We start from the raw sequence: 14,852 nt of genomic DNA, 5'->3' as shown, positions 1-14,852 counted from the left end.
AGGCCGTTTCTTCCCCGACGGCAGGCGCTTGCCGTGCGGTCAAGGCTCATCACGCCACTACAGCGCCGCTGGGACACGCCGCCCGGTGACGTACGTCCAGCTGACGGGGACGGTGGTGTCGGCCGTGTTGAACAGGGCCTGGAACAGGCCGGGGGTCAGTTCGAGGTCCCCCGTCCCGCACCGCTCGCACACGTCTACGACGGTCGCCACAAGGCTCTTGCCGTCGGCAGGGTCGGTGATGCTCATCTGCTCACCGCAGTGGGCTGCCGCGTCCCAGTCGGCGGAGCTGATGCGCACGACGAAATCCGCACCGTTGTAGCGGCCGCCGCAGGCCACTTCCCCGTGGGTGAAATCGTTCTGCGTGGCCTGCCCCGTGTGTTCGGCGGGATCCGCTCGGGCTGATGTTGCCGGCAGCAGCGCGGCGCCGGGGCTCAGGAGCGCGGCTGCGGCGAAGGTGATGATCACGGTGCGCATGTGACTCTCCCGGCAAGGGCGACTACCGTGAGTGACTACTTTAGTGCTGTGTGCGGCTGGTCATCGGCAGGCGGGGTTCGGACGGGCGAGCCCGGTGCAGGCCGCCGGTGCACCCCGAGACGGCCTTCGAGCGCTCACAGGCCACCCGTTCTTGTGCGGCCCTTTGCCTCGGCCCCGCCAGGACGTGGCAGGTGCCTCCCGCACTGCCGGCGCAACGCTGCTGTGCGACGCCGGCACAGCCATCCCCTGACGGGCGTGAAAGCGGGCCGCGGTCAGTACCCAGAGCCGGAGACCGGCGACGCCGGCGCCGCGGCGTTCCTCCATGGCCCCGGGGGCCTGTTCCCCACCGACATTCCCACCCAGACGCTGGGCGGACTCCGCGAGGACCAGGGCCCGACGACGCTGATGGACACCGCCCTGCGCGAGTCGCTGACGGTGCTCCGGCTGTCCGGGATGCTGGAGACCCTCGACGCCCGCCTGGCCCAGGCCCACGGCGGAGAGCTCGGACACCTGGACTTCCCCCCAGGTCCTGTGTCAGGACGAAATCACCCGCCGTGAGACCGCCGCCTCCCAACGCCGCCTGCACCGCGCCAAGTCCGAGCAGCAGGCCACCTTGGAGGAGTTCGGCTTCACCGCCTCCTCCAAGCTCCCCGCCGCCCAGATCCGGGACCTGGCCGCCCTGTGCTGGCTCCATGCGGGAGAGTCCGTAATTTTGTTCGGCCGGTCGGGGTCGGCAAGACCCATATCGCCCAGGCGCTCGGGCACCTCGCCGTCCGACAGGGCGCGAACGTCCGCTTCGCCCGGACCGGCCGGATCGTGGCCGAGCCGGCCGGCGGCCGCGCGGACCGCACCTGGGACAAGCGCATGCGCGAGCTGATCCGCCCCGACGTCCTGATCCTCGACGACTTCGCCATGCGCCGGATGACCGCCGCCCAGGCCGACGACCTCTACGAGCTGGTCAGCGAGCGGCAGGGACGATCCCTGATCATCACCGGCAACCGAGCGCCCAGCGACTGGTATCCCCTGTTCCCCAACCCTGTTGTCGCCGAGTCGCTCCTGGACCGGCTGATCAACACCAGCCACCAGGTCATCATGAACGGACCCAGCCACCCAACAAGCGCCCTCCGAGCGCCACCAGTGTGGCTTTGTTCACGAGTAGTGCCGTCAGTTGTTCACGGGTTTGGGAGGCACCCAGGTCCACGGTCGGGTGATGTTCACGAGTTTTGACAGCAGTGAGGTACTTGCCAGGGCAGCATCGGGATGCTCCTGGTGAAAGGTCCTGGTCATGCCGCAGATGTCCAAGGTCGAGCTGTACGCGGCGATCCGGCGTGATCACCGTGCCGGCATGAAGATGCGTGAGCTTGAGCGCAAGCACAACGTGTCGTGGCGGACGGTGAAGAAGGCCGTGGACTCGGTCTGGCCGGAGCCGCGGAAGAAGCCGCCGCCGCGGCCGACTGCGCTGGATCCGTACAAGCCGGTGATCGACGAGATGCTGCGGACGGACCTCGATGCGCCGCGCAAGCAGCGGCATACGATCACCCGGATCTTCCACCGGCTGGTTGAGGAGCACGGCGCCGACGTGTCCTACCCGATGGTCCGGCGCTACGTCTCCGACCGGAAGCCGGAGATCCTCGCGGCGTCGGGCAAAGGCCCGGTGGAAGCGTTCGTGCCGCAGACCCACCTGCCCGGCCACGAGGCGGAGGTCGACTTCGGCGACGTGACCGTGCGTCTGGCCGGCGAACTGGTGACCTGCTACTTGTTCTCGCTGCGCCTGTCCTACTCGGGCAAAGCCGTCCACCGGGTCTTCGCCTCCTGCGGCCAGGAAGCCTTCTTCGAAGGGCACGTGCACGCGCTTCGCACACTGGGCGGTGTCCCTCGAAGCAAGATCCGCTACGACAACCTGAAGTCTGCCGTCGCCCAGGTGCTGGGCCTGAGCCGGGCCCGGGTGGAGACCGACCGGTGGATCGCCTTCCGCTCGCACTTCACCATCGAGAGCTTCTACTGCCGTCCAGGCATCGAAGGCGCCCACGAGAAGGGCGGCGTCGAAGGGATGACCGGCTACTTCCGCCGCAACCACTTCACCCCGGTCCCGGAAGTCGACTCCCTCGCCGAACTGAACGAGATGGTCGACCAGTGGGATCTGCACGACGGGCACCGCAGGATCGGTTCGCGGCCGCGGACGGTGGACGAGTACTTCGCAGTCGAGCAGCCGCTGTTGATGCCATTGCCCCAGGAGCCGTTCGAGACGGGCCGGCTGTTCACGCCGCCGACCGGGCGGTCAAGGACCAGATGACCTACCGCGGCTTCCTCGCCGAACTGCTGATGACCGAGTGCGACGACCGGGCCCGCCGCCGGTCGGAACGAGGATCAAGGCAGCCGGCTTCCCGCGGGAGAAGTCCCTTCGGGCCTTCGACTTCGACGCCAACCCGAACATCGACGCGGCCACCATCCACACGCTGGCCAGCTGCGAATGGATCAAGAAGAGCCAGCCGCTCTGCCTGATCGGCGACTCCGGCACCGGCAAGTCCCACATGCTCATCGCTCTGGGCACCGAGGCCGCGATGAAGGGCTACCGCGTCCGCTACACCCTCGCCACGAAACTGGTGAACGAGCTGGTCGAGGCCGCCGACGAGAAGCAGCTCAACAAGACCATCGCCCGCTACGGCCGCGTCGACCTCCTCTGCATCGATGAACTCGGCTACATGGAACTCGACCGCCACGGCGCCGAACTCCTCTTCCAGGTGCTGACCGAACGCGAGGAGAAGAACAGCGTCGCCATCGCCTACAACGAGTCCTTCGGCGGCTGGACCAAGACCTTCACCGACCCCCGGCTCTGCGCGGCCATCGTCGACCGCCTCACCTTCAACGGTGCGATCATCGAGACCGGCACCGACTCCTACCGCCTCGCCAGCACCCGTGCCCGGGCCGAGGAACCGGCGAAGATCGGCTGACCACGGCGGGCACCAACTCGTCGGCTCTCCGCTCTCTTTGGGGAGGGCCGTGCTTGTTGATGACGGTCCGCACAATGGTTCTCTCCGGACCCATATGAATGATCAAGGTGGGGGCTGACGGCAGGTCATGGTGTCGGGAAACGATGAGTGTGGGAGAACCGGCCAGTCGGAAGCCTCCAGGCGTACGCGAGGGCGAGTACGACGCACCTGGCGTCCCGACGGTCGTAACCAGTCGCTGTACGGACTTCGTCGATCGCCGCCTCCCAGCTCCTCTGCCGGATGAGCTCGAAGGCGCGTTCCTGCGTTGGGCGCGGCACCGGCAGCCGCAGTGCCCTCACAATGTCGAGGTCCCAGCCTTGCCTTCTTGCGCGCCACGATCGCAGCCGTATGCCTATCAACCAGTTCACACATGCCCCCGGTGCTCCAGAGCGGACGGCCCCCTTCAGTAGTACCTGATGATGATATGGATTCAGAGGCGGAAGAAGGCCGGGCAACACCGGGGGCAGGTCGAGGTCCTGACGAAGGAGTCCGGCGAGCCGCGGATCGTCAGGTGACGTCATTTCTGGTGAACATCCGTAGTACTCAAGATCACCAACTGCTGCCCAAACGGCTGACCAATCGCTGCTACTTCACGTGAACGAAGCCACCAGTGGGAAGCCCGCCAGCAGCTCGTGACTCAGCCTCTGGGCATGCAGGCATCCTGGGACTGCGGATCCCATAGAACCAATCGGCACTCTCCGGCAAGCTCCTCGATCGCCTTGACCGCGGCGTCGCTCCCGGAGGAGAAGCTCAGATTCATGATCACGTGATCGATGCCGACGGCCAACGGCGTCGACATCCAGGGCGAGTCCTCCGAATAGGGCGGGCAGTCCGGGAACCGCGAGCGCAACCGCTCATAGAACCCGACTATCCGCTCATCAAGCTCACCTTCGTCATGATTCAGGGAGTTGCACCGCTCGAACATCGCACGCACTGCCGCAGTGTCAGCCGAGTCATCCATCGCAAGCACTGCAAGATCGAAGCTCATGGGAGCATCCTCCACCCTCAGTCGAGAGCACCACACCGGTCCTCGGTCACGCAGCGGTGACCCCGTCGGCACCTGGGGAATGACGTGACCACGAGCGTGGGGAATCGCCTGACCGTCCACACAGCTGGCCGACTGGATGCAGGAGCACTGCCCGGCCGTGCTCTTCGACCGCGAGGCGGTGCTCTTCGGGGCCGCGGCCCATGACATCGGGAAGACCGTGCACATGGGCGAGCTTTCCGGGCCCGGAGCGGCGCACGAGAAGGCCGGACAGGCCCTTCTGCTCGGCCGTGGCGTCAGCCCGGCGCTCGCCCGCTTCGCCGCGACACACGCGTCCTGGACGCAGCCGCAGACCGGCGTGGAGGACCTCCTGGTGAGCCTCGCCGACAAGATCTGGAAGAACCAGCGCGTGTCCGGCCTGGAGGATCTGCTCGTTGCCCGGCAGGCCCAAGCGGGCGGCCGGGCTGTGTGGGAGGAGTTCGTCGCCCTCGACGACGTTCTCTCCCGCATCGGCGACGGCGCCGGCGAACGCCTCGCGTCCCAGGCGTCGTTCCCGCTTTACGGCTGAGACAAGGAGAGGGCCGGCACCGTGACGAGGAACCCCGGCCGCACACCGGCCCTTCCGCGCCGGCCGCAGCGTCCCGATCCGCGCCGCGGCCCGCGAGCCCGCAGTGGCGCAGAACCGTGCCGGCCCGCCGGCGGCAGCTGCTCCCCGTCCGGCGCACCACCGCCGGTGGCACGAGGCGGCCCGGGACCGGTCCCTTCGTGAGAGCGTCGTGCGCGTGATCGAGTCCTGGGTGATCGACGGCGCCGGCCCCGTCCGCGTGCCGTTGGAGCGGGTGGGGGAGATGCTCCGGGCGAGGGCCGGCAGCGGACAGCCGGAGACGTGGCTGACCGGTTCGGCGGGACGCTCGCTGGGCTTCGTGACGAACACGGAGCGGGCGATGGTGATGCTGCTCGAAACAGTGGGCGATCCCGGCGGCCATGCCGTGGATCCAGGCGCCGTGGGACCGAGCAGGGGATTCGTTCTGTCCAACGGGCAGCACGAGCAGTACCCGGACGAAGACACCGTGCCCGTCGCTGACGCGTTCAGGCTCGTGGAACACGTCGTCGGCACGGGAGCCTGGCCCGCGGACGCGCGGTGGGCCGTCGACCGCTGAAGACAGCGCCCTCCCTTCGGCCTGCGCCGCCCGCGACCCGGTCACCCCGACACCTCACCACCCGCGCCACCCTCACCACCTGCGCCACCTGCGCCATCCGCGCCGGACTCGCCCGTCGGCACAGCCGGGCGGAAGGCGGCCGGGCCGAGCGGCAGTCATCCACGACCGCCCTGCCCCCTTCGAGCACGGCGCCTTGCCGGCAAGTCCGAGCGTCGCTGTGTACGGCCGCGCCCGGATGCCGGTCCACCGGCGCGGGATGCTGCGCCGTCTCCGTTTTTCGCGGCAGTGAGCCCTCCAGCCACGCACCACCCCAGGACAGCCGCACGGCGCGGACTCCCGCCGCCATCAGTGCCAAGCCCTGACCCGGCCCTGCTGACGCCCGCCGTCCGGTCCCGACCGGGAAGGGAGGGGAGGCGGTGCGATGCCAGGCGGGTGGGTGGTGACTGCGGGGCGGGGCTCGCAGCACAGGAGGGGGCGCCGGAAGGCCGGTCGGCATGCTCCTCGCCCGCAGGACGGCCGCGGCGGAGGGAGGAGGGGACGGACAGCGCCTGCAAAGGGGGCTGTTATCGCTGCCGCGGGCGGGGCGTTATCGCCCGGCGGGCGGGTCGTTATCGCCGCGCCCGGGAGGCGAAGCAGATCCGATAACGGGCTGAAAGGGCCGTTCTTTAAGTTTTCTGTCAGACGCAAGGAAGCGCAGCTCAGAGGGATCTGAGCTCCACACAGACAGGAAACGAAGACAATGAGGAAGAACCTGAGTGCCGCCGCGAAGTCCGTCTCCCTCGCGCTGGTTTCCGGCGCGGCGATCCTGACCGTGATCCTCCCGGCCGTGACGCAGGTTTCCACGACGGTGACCGCCGCCGACGGGCCGGTCGTCGTCACCCCGGACGACCGCGGCGGCTGGTAGAAAACGGCACCGCGAAACCCCGGCCGGCCAGGCCCGCTCACCGGGCAGCACGCCCGCCCCGCGCAGCACACCCGCTCGCACCCGCAACGCACCCGCAGCGCACCCGCTGCGCGCGCAACACCCGCTCCCGGCAGCGCAGCTACTGCCCGCAGGGCACGCTCACTTGACTCCACCCGGCACTTCCCATAAGAAGCCGCACAGTCCACGGCGGAACGAATAGCACCACTCCGCGACTCGGTTCACGCATCACCGGGTGTTCGAGAACTCATCCCGTTTAAAAGCCCGCAGAGGGCCACCCCCTGTCCAACACTGCTGCCTTCTCCGGCTGTTAAGGCGATATCGCCACTGCACCGGAGGGGAACATGTCGCCCGGTGACCTACATTGGTTGTCGTCCGGAATTGAGGACTTCAACAAGGGGGAGCCGGAGTGGGCGGACAACTCAGCTTCAAGGTCTTGGGGCCCCTCGCGGTGAGTGCGGGGGAGGAAGAGGAAACCGTCCCGCTCGGCGGCGGCCGGCAACGGACCATCCTCGCCCTGCTGGCGCTCACCCCCGGCCGTGTCGTCCCGGTCGACACGATGGTGGACGCGGTCTGGAACAGCAGTCCGCCGCCCACCGCCCGCACCCAGGTCGCGATCTGTGTCGCGGCCCTGCGCAAACTCTTCAAGAGCGCGGGCGTCACCGACGACGTCATCGTCACCGCGCATCCCGGATACGTGCTCAACACCGAGGGCCACCGCTTCGACTCCGCCGACTTCTCCGGCCTCGTCCAGCAGGCCGAGCAGACCGCCGAGGAAGGCCGGCTGCCCGACGCCGCGCAGCTGTACGCGCAGGCGCTGCGGCTGTGGCGCGGCCCCGCCTTCGCCGGCGTCGGCGGACAGCCCGTCGAGGACGAGGCGGCCCGCCTGGAAGAACACCGCCTCAACGCCTACGACGACTTGACCCTCGTCCACCTCGAACTCGGCCGCCACCAGGAACTCATCCCCGAACTGGCCGCCATGGTCCGCGAACACCCGCTGCGCGAACGCACCCGCCACCACCTGATGCTCGCCCAGTACCGCTCGGGACGGCGCGCGGACGCGATGGAGACCTACCGCGACGCACGCGATCAGTTCATCGAGGAACTCGGCATCGACCCGGGACCGGACCTGAACGAACTGCACGACGCGATCCTGCGCGACGACCCCTCCCTGGCCCCCGCCCCCTCCTCCGCCGCACGCCGCCCGGCGCTGGTGACCCCCGCCATCCCCTCCGAACTCCCGCCGGACGTGCCCGCGTTCACCGGCCGCAGCGAGGAACTCGCCGCCCTGGACAGTCTGGTGAGCGACGACGACAGCTCCTGCTCCATCGGCCTGGTCACCGGCGCCGCCGGCATCGGCAAGTCCGGCCTGGCCATGCGCTGGGCCTTCAGCGCCGCCGGACACTTCCCCGACGGCCAGCTCTTCGCCGACCTGTGCGGCTACGACGAACACCGCGAACCCGTCACCGCCCACGAGATCCTCAGCCGCTTCTTGCGCTCGCTCGGCGTGCCCGGCGAACAGATCCCCGACGACCTGGAAGAACGCACCGCCCTCTACCGCAGCCTGCTCGCCGACCGCCGTGTCCTGGTCGTCCTGGACAACGCCCGCACCTACGCACAGGTGCGCCCGCTGCTGCCCGGCGGCAAACGCTGCTGCGTCCTGGCGACCAGCCGGGACCAGATGGAAGACCTCCTCACCTGGCCCTCCCGCGCCCGCATCCACCTCGGCCCGCTGTCCGAGGAGGAAGCCGTCGACCTGCTCACCGCGATCGTCGGCGAACGCAGGATCGCCCCCGCCCGCGCGGACGCCGCCCGCCTGGTCGAACTGTGCGACCGGCTGCCGCTGGCCCTGAGGATCGCCGCCGCCCGCCTCGCCTCCAAACCGCACTGGACGGCCCGCTACCTCGTGGGCCGGCTCAGCGACGAACGCCGCCGGCTGGACGAGCTCAGCCAGGGCGAGTCACAGGTGCGCGCCAGCCTCGCCCTCAGCTACCGCTACCTGCCGTCCGAGGCGGCCAGACTGCTGCGCAGACTCGGACTGCTCGACGTACCCGACTTCACCGCCTGGAGCGGCGCCGCCGTCCTCAACAAGGAAGTCCTGGACGCCGAACGCCTCATCGAGGACCTCGTCGACGCCCAGTTCCTCGAAGTCGTCAACGTCGACGCCACCGGCCAGCTGCGCTACCGCTTCCACACCCTGGTCCGCCTCTACGCCGGCGAACGCGCCCGGCAGGAGGACTCCGAACCCGACCGGCTCGCCGCCCTCACCCGCTACCTGCGCACCCTGCTGACCATCGCCGAGGAAGCCGACCGCCGCGAAGGCGCCGGCAAGGACACCTGGGTGCACAGCGGTGTCCAGCGCCGCCGCATCGACTCCGCCCTCACCGACGAACTGCTCGCCGTACCGCTGGAATGGTTCGAGGCCGAACGCCTCGCCCTGGTCGCCTCCGTCCAGCAGGCCGCCCGCATCGGCCAGGCCGAACTCGCCTGGGACCTCACCGTCAGCGCCCTGGTCTTCTTCGGCACCCGCAGCTACACCGACGACTGGCGCACCTGCTGCCAGGCCGCCGCCGAAGCCGCCCACACCGTCGGCGACCTGTGCGGCCAGGGAGCGATGCACTTCGGCCTGGGCACCCTGGAACTGAGCTACAGCCGCCTGGAGAACGCCGCCTCCTACCTCGACAAGGCGCTCCGCTTCTACACCGAGGCCGGCGAGGACCACGGCCGCGCGATGGCCCTGCGCTCCCTGGGCCAGAGCGACCGCATGCGCGGCGACCCGGACACCGCCATGCCGCGCTTCACCGAGGCACTCGTCCTCTTCCGCGCCGCCGGCGACCTCTTCGGCGAAGTGCACACCCTGCACAACATGGCCGAGGCCGAACTGGACCGCGGCCACCTCGAAGCGGCGATGCGGTGCGCCCAGGAAGCCGTCCGCCTCGAGGAGAAAAGAGCACCCGACACCCGCAACCTGGCCCAGGCCCTCTACCGCCTGGGCCGCGTCCACCTCGCCCTGGACGAACTGCCCGCCGCCGAGGAGGCGTTCCTGCGCGCGGTACGCATCGTCAAGGAGAAGACCGACATGGTCGGCCTCGCCCACACCCTGCTCGGCCTCGGCGAGACCCGCCTGAGCCGCGGCGACGCGCAACTCGCCGAGACCACCCTCACCGACGCACTCGAGATCGCCGAGGAATGCCGCAGCCCGCTGGTGGCCGGACGCATCGGCCTGGTCCTGGGCGAGGTCAGCCACGGCCTGGGCAAGACCGACGCCGCCCGCACCTACCTGCGCACCGCCCAGCAGCGGTTCGCCGCCGCCGGCGCAACCGTGTGGGAACTACGCGCCGCAGAAGCACTCGGCGCACTCGTCAGCTAAACCCCACCCCACACCCCACCCCACCCCACCCTCACCCTCACGCCCCCGGCCCGGCAGAACCGGCCCCCGCCCGTCCCCTTCACGACCCCACCACCGCACCACCGCAAGACCGGCGGACGGCGGAACAGCGGGGCGGTGAGGCGGCGGGGTGGAAGGGTGCAGGGGCGGACGGGTGGAGGGGCCGCCCACGGTCCGGCCCCGCACCCCGCACCCAGTACCCCGCACCCAGTACCCCGCACTCCGTACCCAGCCCCCAGCGCCCCCAGCGCTCCGTGCCCCCAGCGCCCTGCGGCCGTGCGGGCGGGTTGCCCTGCAGGCAGGCAGGCAGGTCGGGGGAGGGGCGCTACGGCGGTTGACTGCGACAGCACGTCGGCAACCGCCCCCGCCCGCCCCCTCACCCACGTCCTCCCGTCCGTGCGCGAGCCTGCCGCCCTGCCGCCCTGCGGGCCTCGCCTCCCGCCGCCGCGTCCTTTCCTCCCGTCCTCGTGGTGTCCGGGCCGGCCACGCGGACGGATCCCCCGGCCCGTGTCCCGGCCCCGTCTCGCCCTCCCGCCGCCGCCCGGCAACTCCTCGCGCCGCCGCGCCGGTCGGTGTCGGTGACGGCGGGCGCTGTCCTGTTGCCAGGACGGCGCCGCCGGTGCGTGCACGGGCCGGAGAACCGTTCCTGCCGGCCGGGAACGGGGGCGGGGGCCCGGATATAGAAGCCGTATAGATCCGGCTGCCACAGTGGGCGGCCGAGCCTGAAAGAAACCGGGCAGGTTCACAGGTGACCACGGGAACCGAGGTGCTGACGTGAGTGCGAAGCACGCCGAAAGGATCGTGATCGTTGGCGGGGGCGTCGCCGGATGGATGACCGCCTCGTATCTGAAAGCCGTACGCGGCGAGAGCGTCGAGGTCACCCTCGTGGCCGGGGGCACGGCCGACGGCCACGAGGACGGCGAGGGTGACGAGGCGAGCCTGGGTGATCTGGGGGAGTTCTTCGACACCCTGCAGCTGGCGGAGGACGACTGGATGCCGGCCTGCGATGCCACGTACAAACTGGCCGTCCGTTTCCAGGACTTCAGCCGCCCCCGCCACCACTTCTACCTGCCGTTCGAGCAGACCCGGGAGGCCGGCGGCTTCCCGCTGACCGAGTGGTGGCCGCGCATCGGGCCCAGCGGGCGCTTCGACCGGGACTGCTTCGTCGCCGCCTGGCTGTGCGACGCCGGCCGCGGCCCGCACCCCCTCACCGGCCCCCCGCCCACCGGCACCATGCCGGCCGCCCCCTACGGCTACCACGTCGACGCGGCCGCCCTCGCCCGCCGCCTGAGCCGCTACGCCCTCGAGCGGGGCGTGCGCCACCTCGCCGACGACGTCGTGGACGTGGCCCTGGACGAGCGCGGAGGGATCGCCCACGTGCGCACCGCCGGCCGCGAGGCCGTCACCGGCGACCTGTTCGTCGACTGCACCGGCACCAGGGCCCTGCTTCTCGGCCAGGCGTTGAGAGTGCCCTTCGTCTCCTACCAGGACACCCTGCCGGGCGACAGCGTGGTCACCCTGCGGGTGCCCGCCGACATGAAAGCGCACGGCATCGCGCCCTACACCGCCGTCACCGCGCAGGCGGCCGGCTGGACCTGGAGCATCCCGCTGGCCGGCCGTATCGGCACCGGCTACGTCTACGCCCGCGCCTACTGCACCCCCCAGGAAGCCGAACACACCCTGCGCGAGGCGGCCGGCCCCGAAGCGGCCGGCGTGCCCGCCACGCACACCCCGCTGGCCTGCGGACGCAGCCTGCAGGCGTGGAAACACAACTGCGTCGCGGTCGGCGCCGCCGCCGGCCGCGTCGAACCCCTGGAGGCCACCGGGATCTCCTTCGTCCACCACGCCCTCGAACGCCTCGTCCGCCACCTCCCCGCCACCAGAGGCGACGCTTCGGGTGATGCGATGGCGGCCGGCCGGGACGACTACAACCCCGCCACCGCCCGCGAACTCGACGCCGCCCGCGACTTTTTGACCCTGCACTACCTGGGCGCCGCCCGCGGCCACACCCAGTTCTGGCGCGACGCCCAGACCTGCGAGCCGCCCCGAGCCCTGGCCGCCCATCTCGCACACCGCCGCGAACACCCCGCCGGCGCCCCGCCGCATCCGGCGGGCCTGCCCCGGCACGCCTACACCTCCATCCTGCTGGGCACCGGCGCCCTCGCACCGCACCCGCCGGCCGCCCTGGCCCTGGCCGACGAGCGGCCCGCACGCCGCGAGTTCGCAGCCGTCAAGGAGCGGGCCCGCGCCCTGGTACGGGCCCTGCCCACCCAGTACGACTACGTCAGCCGGATCAGTGCCTGACCCCGGGCCCTGGGGCGCCGTCCGCCCCGTGCCGCCACTGATCGAGGGGACGGTGCAGACAGGGATCCGACACCAGGACCGCACGGTGGACCGCGCACAGCAGAACGCCCGGCTCCAGCCCGAGCTCACCGACGAGCAGCCGCCGCCCTCGGTCGTAGACGGCTAACGCCTCCGCCCGCCGGTCGCACCGGTACAGCGCCGTCATCAACTGGGCGCGGAAACGTTCATGCAGAGGGTGCCGGGCGACCAGTCGGGTCAGCGCCGGCACCAGCCGCGGATGCCGGCCCAGCGCCAGATCCGCCTCCACCCGCCCGGCCAGCACGAACAGCCGCGCCTCCTCCAGCGCCGGGCCCTCGGCGCGGGCCAGATGCTCCGACACGTTCGCCAGCACCGGCCCGCGCCACAGCGCCAGCGCCTCCCGCAGCACCCCGGCCGCCTCGCCGTAGTCCCCGCCGGCCAGCGCCGTCTGGCCCTGAGCGGCCAGCTCCCGGAACTGCACCAGATCGACCCGGGCGCCCCCGGTGCCCAGCGCGTAGCCCTGCGCACGGCGGGTCAGCACCGCCCCCGGCCCGAGCACCCGGCGCAGCCGCGACACATGCGTGTACAGCTGCGCGGTCAGCGTCGCCGGCGGATGCTCCCCCCACAGGAACCAGCTCAGCCGGGTGTCGGCCAGGAACGAGCCCTCCGCCATCAGCAGGGCCGCCAGCACGGTGCGCTGCTTCACCCCGTCCAGCGGCCGCTCCACCTGGCCCTCACGTACCTGTACGGGGCCCAGAACGCGGTACTCCATCGACCTACCTCACAGACGTCCTTGACGAGATGTGCAGGATCGCGCGGGCACCGCCCGCGGCTCGGCCGCTGTCCCGTCGACGGGACGCCACACCCACCCCCCTGCGGCACGCCACACCAGCCGGGCCGGCACCACCACCCCGCCCCCGCCCACGGGCCCGCGCGGGACGGCCGCCCGGGGCGGCCCGGCGCCGGACACCGCGCGACGGGCAGAGCGCGGAATGTGCTGCGGAAAGGCGCGGGTACGGGATTTTCGCCCTGTACCGCGCCGCATGCACCGTACGCCGCACTCCGCGCCGCACCAACGGCAGCCGGCAACCGACAGGACGTCAGGACCTCTGCGCCAGAAGCCCGTTCACCCCACCCCGCGCCCCCGCCCTGCCCAGGGCCGCGGCCGTGCCGCATCCCGCACGCGGTACGCGCCCGCACCCTGCCGCCCGCGCCGCCGCCGGGCCTGCCCCGGGACGGGGCAAAGGCCTGGTGAGGCGAGTCGCGAAGGTGTGGGCGCCGGGTGTTTCCGGCATGCGCCGGGAGCGATACCGATCCGATAACGGACCGATAGGGCGCCCCGGCTAGCGTCGTCACCGTAACGGCGAACAGACAGCCCCCGCACCACCGTCACCTGCCCCTTCCCGCCCCCGTGCGGCCGGCGGCACCCCCATCCGGCCCCCTCCCGCCCCGCCCGGCCCGCGTCCGGTCCGGGCAGTACGGCGGACGCGTCCGCGGTCCGTGCCGGGCCGGGCCGCACAGGCCCCCTCCGCCCCCTCCGCACGCTTTCGCACCTCTCCCGTCCATCCCGCGCTGCCGTTCCCGCTTCCGTGGCACACCTCTGCCTGCGTTGCGGCCGCGCGCCGTCTCGTTGAGGCATCACCATGCCGGTCTTCGACACACCCGACCCGATCCTCGCCACCATCGAACTGAGCGTCGGCACCGTACGGATCGCCGCGAGCGAGCGCACCGACACCCATGTGCGGGTGCGTCCGGGCGACCGTGCGGACTTCCGTGACGTGGTGACCGCGGCCGCGGTCGTCGTCGGCTACCGCGACGGCGAGCTGGTCGTGTCCGTGGCGAACCCGTCCGGCCTGCCGCCCGGCGGCGGGAACGTGCGCGTCGACATCGAGCTGCCGGCCGGATCCGAGGTGCAGGGCGACGCCCTGGCCGCGGACTTCATCGGCGAGGGCCGGCTGGGGGAGTGCCGGATCACCACCGCCTGCGGTCACCTGCGCTTCGCCGAAACGGGACCGCTGTATCTGAACTCGCTGCTGGGCAACGTCACCGTGGAACGGGTCCGCGGCGACCTCGACGCCGTCGCCGAGTGCGGCGACGTGCGGATCGCCGCCGTCGACGGCGCGGTACGCCTGCACCGCACCCGGGGCGCCACCTACCTCGGCGAGGTCGGCGGCGAGACGTCCGTGTCGGCGCTCAGCGGACAGGTCCGTGTGGGGCGCGCGCACGGCGCGCTCGACGTGCGCACCACGCAGGGCGACATCCGTATCGACGAGGCCCGACAGGGGCCGCTGGTGCTGGAGACCGTCTCCGGCGCCCTCGACGTCGCCATCGCCGGCGGCGCCGGCACCCGCCTGGACCTCGACTCCCGCCACGGAACGGTCTACCGCTCCCTCGAACTGCTCGGCGGCATGAGCGCCGACTGCGGCGGGCCGGCCGTCGAGGTATACGCCCGCACCGACAGCGGCGACATCGTCATCCGCCGCGCCGCCCTCGCCCCCGGCGAGGAAACCCCGAAAACCGGCGGCGAACAGACCCCCTGAACCCGCAAGGGACACACCCCGCAGCCCCGCGGCAGCCAGAGCCCGCGGACGGGCGGCGCACACCCCCCGGC

12 protein-coding genes and 2 pseudogenes are annotated in these 14,852 nt (G+C 71.4%); 10 read left to right on the top strand and 4 right to left on the bottom strand.

What is annotated here, in order from left to right; all coding sequences use genetic code 11:
• Positions 1–57: 57 nt before the first annotated feature.
• Positions 58–474 (bottom strand): RlpA-like double-psi beta-barrel domain-containing protein, encoded by a 417-nt coding sequence (locus ACFV0T_RS36140; protein ID WP_385788832.1) that lies wholly within the window; start codon positions 472–474, stop codon positions 58–60.
• Positions 475–729: 255 nt separating this feature from the next.
• Between ACFV0T_RS36140 and ACFV0T_RS36135 the strand changes: the two genes are divergently transcribed.
• The 3 genes and pseudogenes from ACFV0T_RS36135 to istA all read left to right on the top strand — a co-directional run bounded on the left by ACFV0T_RS36135 (position 730) and on the right by istA (position 2,767).
• A complete protein-coding gene (locus tag ACFV0T_RS36135) occupies positions 730–1,032 on the top strand; it encodes a hypothetical protein (RefSeq protein WP_385788830.1) in 303 nt (100 codons plus the stop codon).
• Positions 1,004–1,701: pseudogene (locus ACFV0T_RS36130) on the top strand (ATP-binding protein). The gene ACFV0T_RS36135 and the pseudogene ACFV0T_RS36130 overlap by 29 nt, the downstream one beginning before the upstream one ends.
• Positions 1,702–1,759: 58 nt before the next feature.
• Positions 1,760–2,767, top strand: coding sequence for an IS21 family transposase (istA, locus tag ACFV0T_RS36125; protein ID WP_385788829.1), 1,008 nt, complete (start codon positions 1,760–1,762; stop codon positions 2,765–2,767).
• On the opposite strand, the gene ACFV0T_RS36120 is transcribed toward istA, so the two are convergent.
• The gene (locus ACFV0T_RS36120) at positions 2,753–2,908 is read right to left on the bottom strand and encodes a hypothetical protein (protein WP_385788827.1); all 156 of its coding nucleotides are present in this window, start codon (positions 2,906–2,908) and stop codon (positions 2,753–2,755) included. The genes istA and ACFV0T_RS36120 overlap by 15 nt on opposite strands.
• Here ACFV0T_RS36120 and istB point away from each other — a divergent pair.
• On the top strand, positions 2,841–3,425 hold the full coding sequence (gene istB, locus ACFV0T_RS36115; protein ID WP_385788884.1) for an IS21-like element helper ATPase IstB: 585 nt from the start codon (positions 2,841–2,843) through the stop codon (positions 3,423–3,425). The genes ACFV0T_RS36120 and istB overlap by 68 nt on opposite strands.
• A 676-nt stretch (positions 3,426–4,101) precedes the next feature.
• On the opposite strand, the gene ACFV0T_RS36110 is transcribed toward istB, so the two are convergent.
• Positions 4,102–4,452 (bottom strand): hypothetical protein, encoded by a 351-nt coding sequence (locus tag ACFV0T_RS36110; protein WP_385788825.1) that lies wholly within the window; start codon positions 4,450–4,452, stop codon positions 4,102–4,104.
• A gap of 121 nt (positions 4,453–4,573) precedes the next feature.
• Between ACFV0T_RS36110 and ACFV0T_RS36105 the strand changes: the two are divergent.
• From ACFV0T_RS36105 to ACFV0T_RS36085, 5 genes and pseudogenes are all read left to right on the top strand, one after another.
• Positions 4,574–5,017: pseudogene (locus tag ACFV0T_RS36105) on the top strand (HD domain-containing protein); the annotation flags it as partial.
• Positions 5,018–5,231: 214 nt separating this feature from the next.
• Positions 5,232–5,609: a hypothetical protein gene (locus ACFV0T_RS36100; protein ID WP_385788823.1), complete on the top strand. Its 378-nt coding sequence runs from the start codon at positions 5,232–5,234 to the stop codon at positions 5,607–5,609.
• 739 nt (positions 5,610–6,348) lie between these two features.
• Positions 6,349–6,513 carry a hypothetical protein gene (locus ACFV0T_RS36095; protein ID WP_385788821.1) on the top strand — a complete coding sequence of 55 codons (165 nt, stop codon included), beginning with the start codon at positions 6,349–6,351 and terminating at the stop codon, positions 6,511–6,513.
• A 427-nt stretch (positions 6,514–6,940) separates the two neighbouring features.
• The gene (locus tag ACFV0T_RS36090; protein WP_385788820.1) at positions 6,941–9,901 is read left to right on the top strand and encodes a BTAD domain-containing putative transcriptional regulator; all 2,961 of its coding nucleotides are present in this window, start codon (positions 6,941–6,943) and stop codon (positions 9,899–9,901) included.
• Positions 9,902–10,693: 792 nt separating this feature from the next.
• Positions 10,694–12,223: a tryptophan halogenase family protein gene (locus tag ACFV0T_RS36085; RefSeq protein WP_385788818.1), complete on the top strand. Its 1,530-nt coding sequence runs from the start codon at positions 10,694–10,696 to the stop codon at positions 12,221–12,223.
• Here the strand turns inward: ACFV0T_RS36085 and ACFV0T_RS36080 are convergent.
• Positions 12,213–13,013 carry a BTAD domain-containing putative transcriptional regulator gene (locus ACFV0T_RS36080; protein WP_385788816.1) on the bottom strand — a complete coding sequence of 267 codons (801 nt, stop codon included), beginning with the start codon at positions 13,011–13,013 and terminating at the stop codon, positions 12,213–12,215. The genes ACFV0T_RS36085 and ACFV0T_RS36080 overlap by 11 nt on opposite strands.
• A gap of 871 nt (positions 13,014–13,884) precedes the next feature.
• Here ACFV0T_RS36080 and ACFV0T_RS36075 point away from each other — a divergent pair.
• Positions 13,885–14,781, top strand: a complete 897-nt coding sequence (locus ACFV0T_RS36075) for a DUF4097 domain-containing protein (RefSeq protein WP_385788815.1) — start codon at positions 13,885–13,887, stop codon at positions 14,779–14,781.
• Positions 14,782–14,852: the final 71 nt, after the last annotated feature.

The organism is Streptomyces sp. NPDC059582 (assembly GCF_042735715.1).
Taxonomy (GTDB): Bacteria; Actinomycetota; Actinomycetes; order Streptomycetales; family Streptomycetaceae; genus Streptomyces.
The sequence above is the reverse complement of the archived record's forward strand: the minus strand, read 5'-3'. Positions and strand labels throughout refer to the sequence as shown.

Coding starts and splice junctions, on each gene's coding strand:
- ACFV0T_RS36095 (WP_385788821.1), top strand. CDS start 6,349: ATGAGGAAGAACCTGAGTGCCGCCGCGAAGTCCGTCTCCCTCGCGCTG.
- ACFV0T_RS36080 (WP_385788816.1), bottom strand. CDS start 13,013: ATGGAGTACCGCGTTCTGGGCCCCGTACAGGTACGTGAGGGCCAGGTG.
- ACFV0T_RS36140 (WP_385788832.1), bottom strand. CDS start 474: ATGCGCACCGTGATCATCACCTTCGCCGCAGCCGCGCTCCTGAGCCCC.
- istA (WP_385788829.1), top strand. CDS start 1,760: ATGCCGCAGATGTCCAAGGTCGAGCTGTACGCGGCGATCCGGCGTGAT.
- ACFV0T_RS36120 (WP_385788827.1), bottom strand. CDS start 2,908: ATGTTCGGGTTGGCGTCGAAGTCGAAGGCCCGAAGGGACTTCTCCCGC.
- ACFV0T_RS36110 (WP_385788825.1), bottom strand. CDS start 4,452: ATGAGCTTCGATCTTGCAGTGCTTGCGATGGATGACTCGGCTGACACT.
- ACFV0T_RS36075 (WP_385788815.1), top strand. CDS start 13,885: ATGCCGGTCTTCGACACACCCGACCCGATCCTCGCCACCATCGAACTG.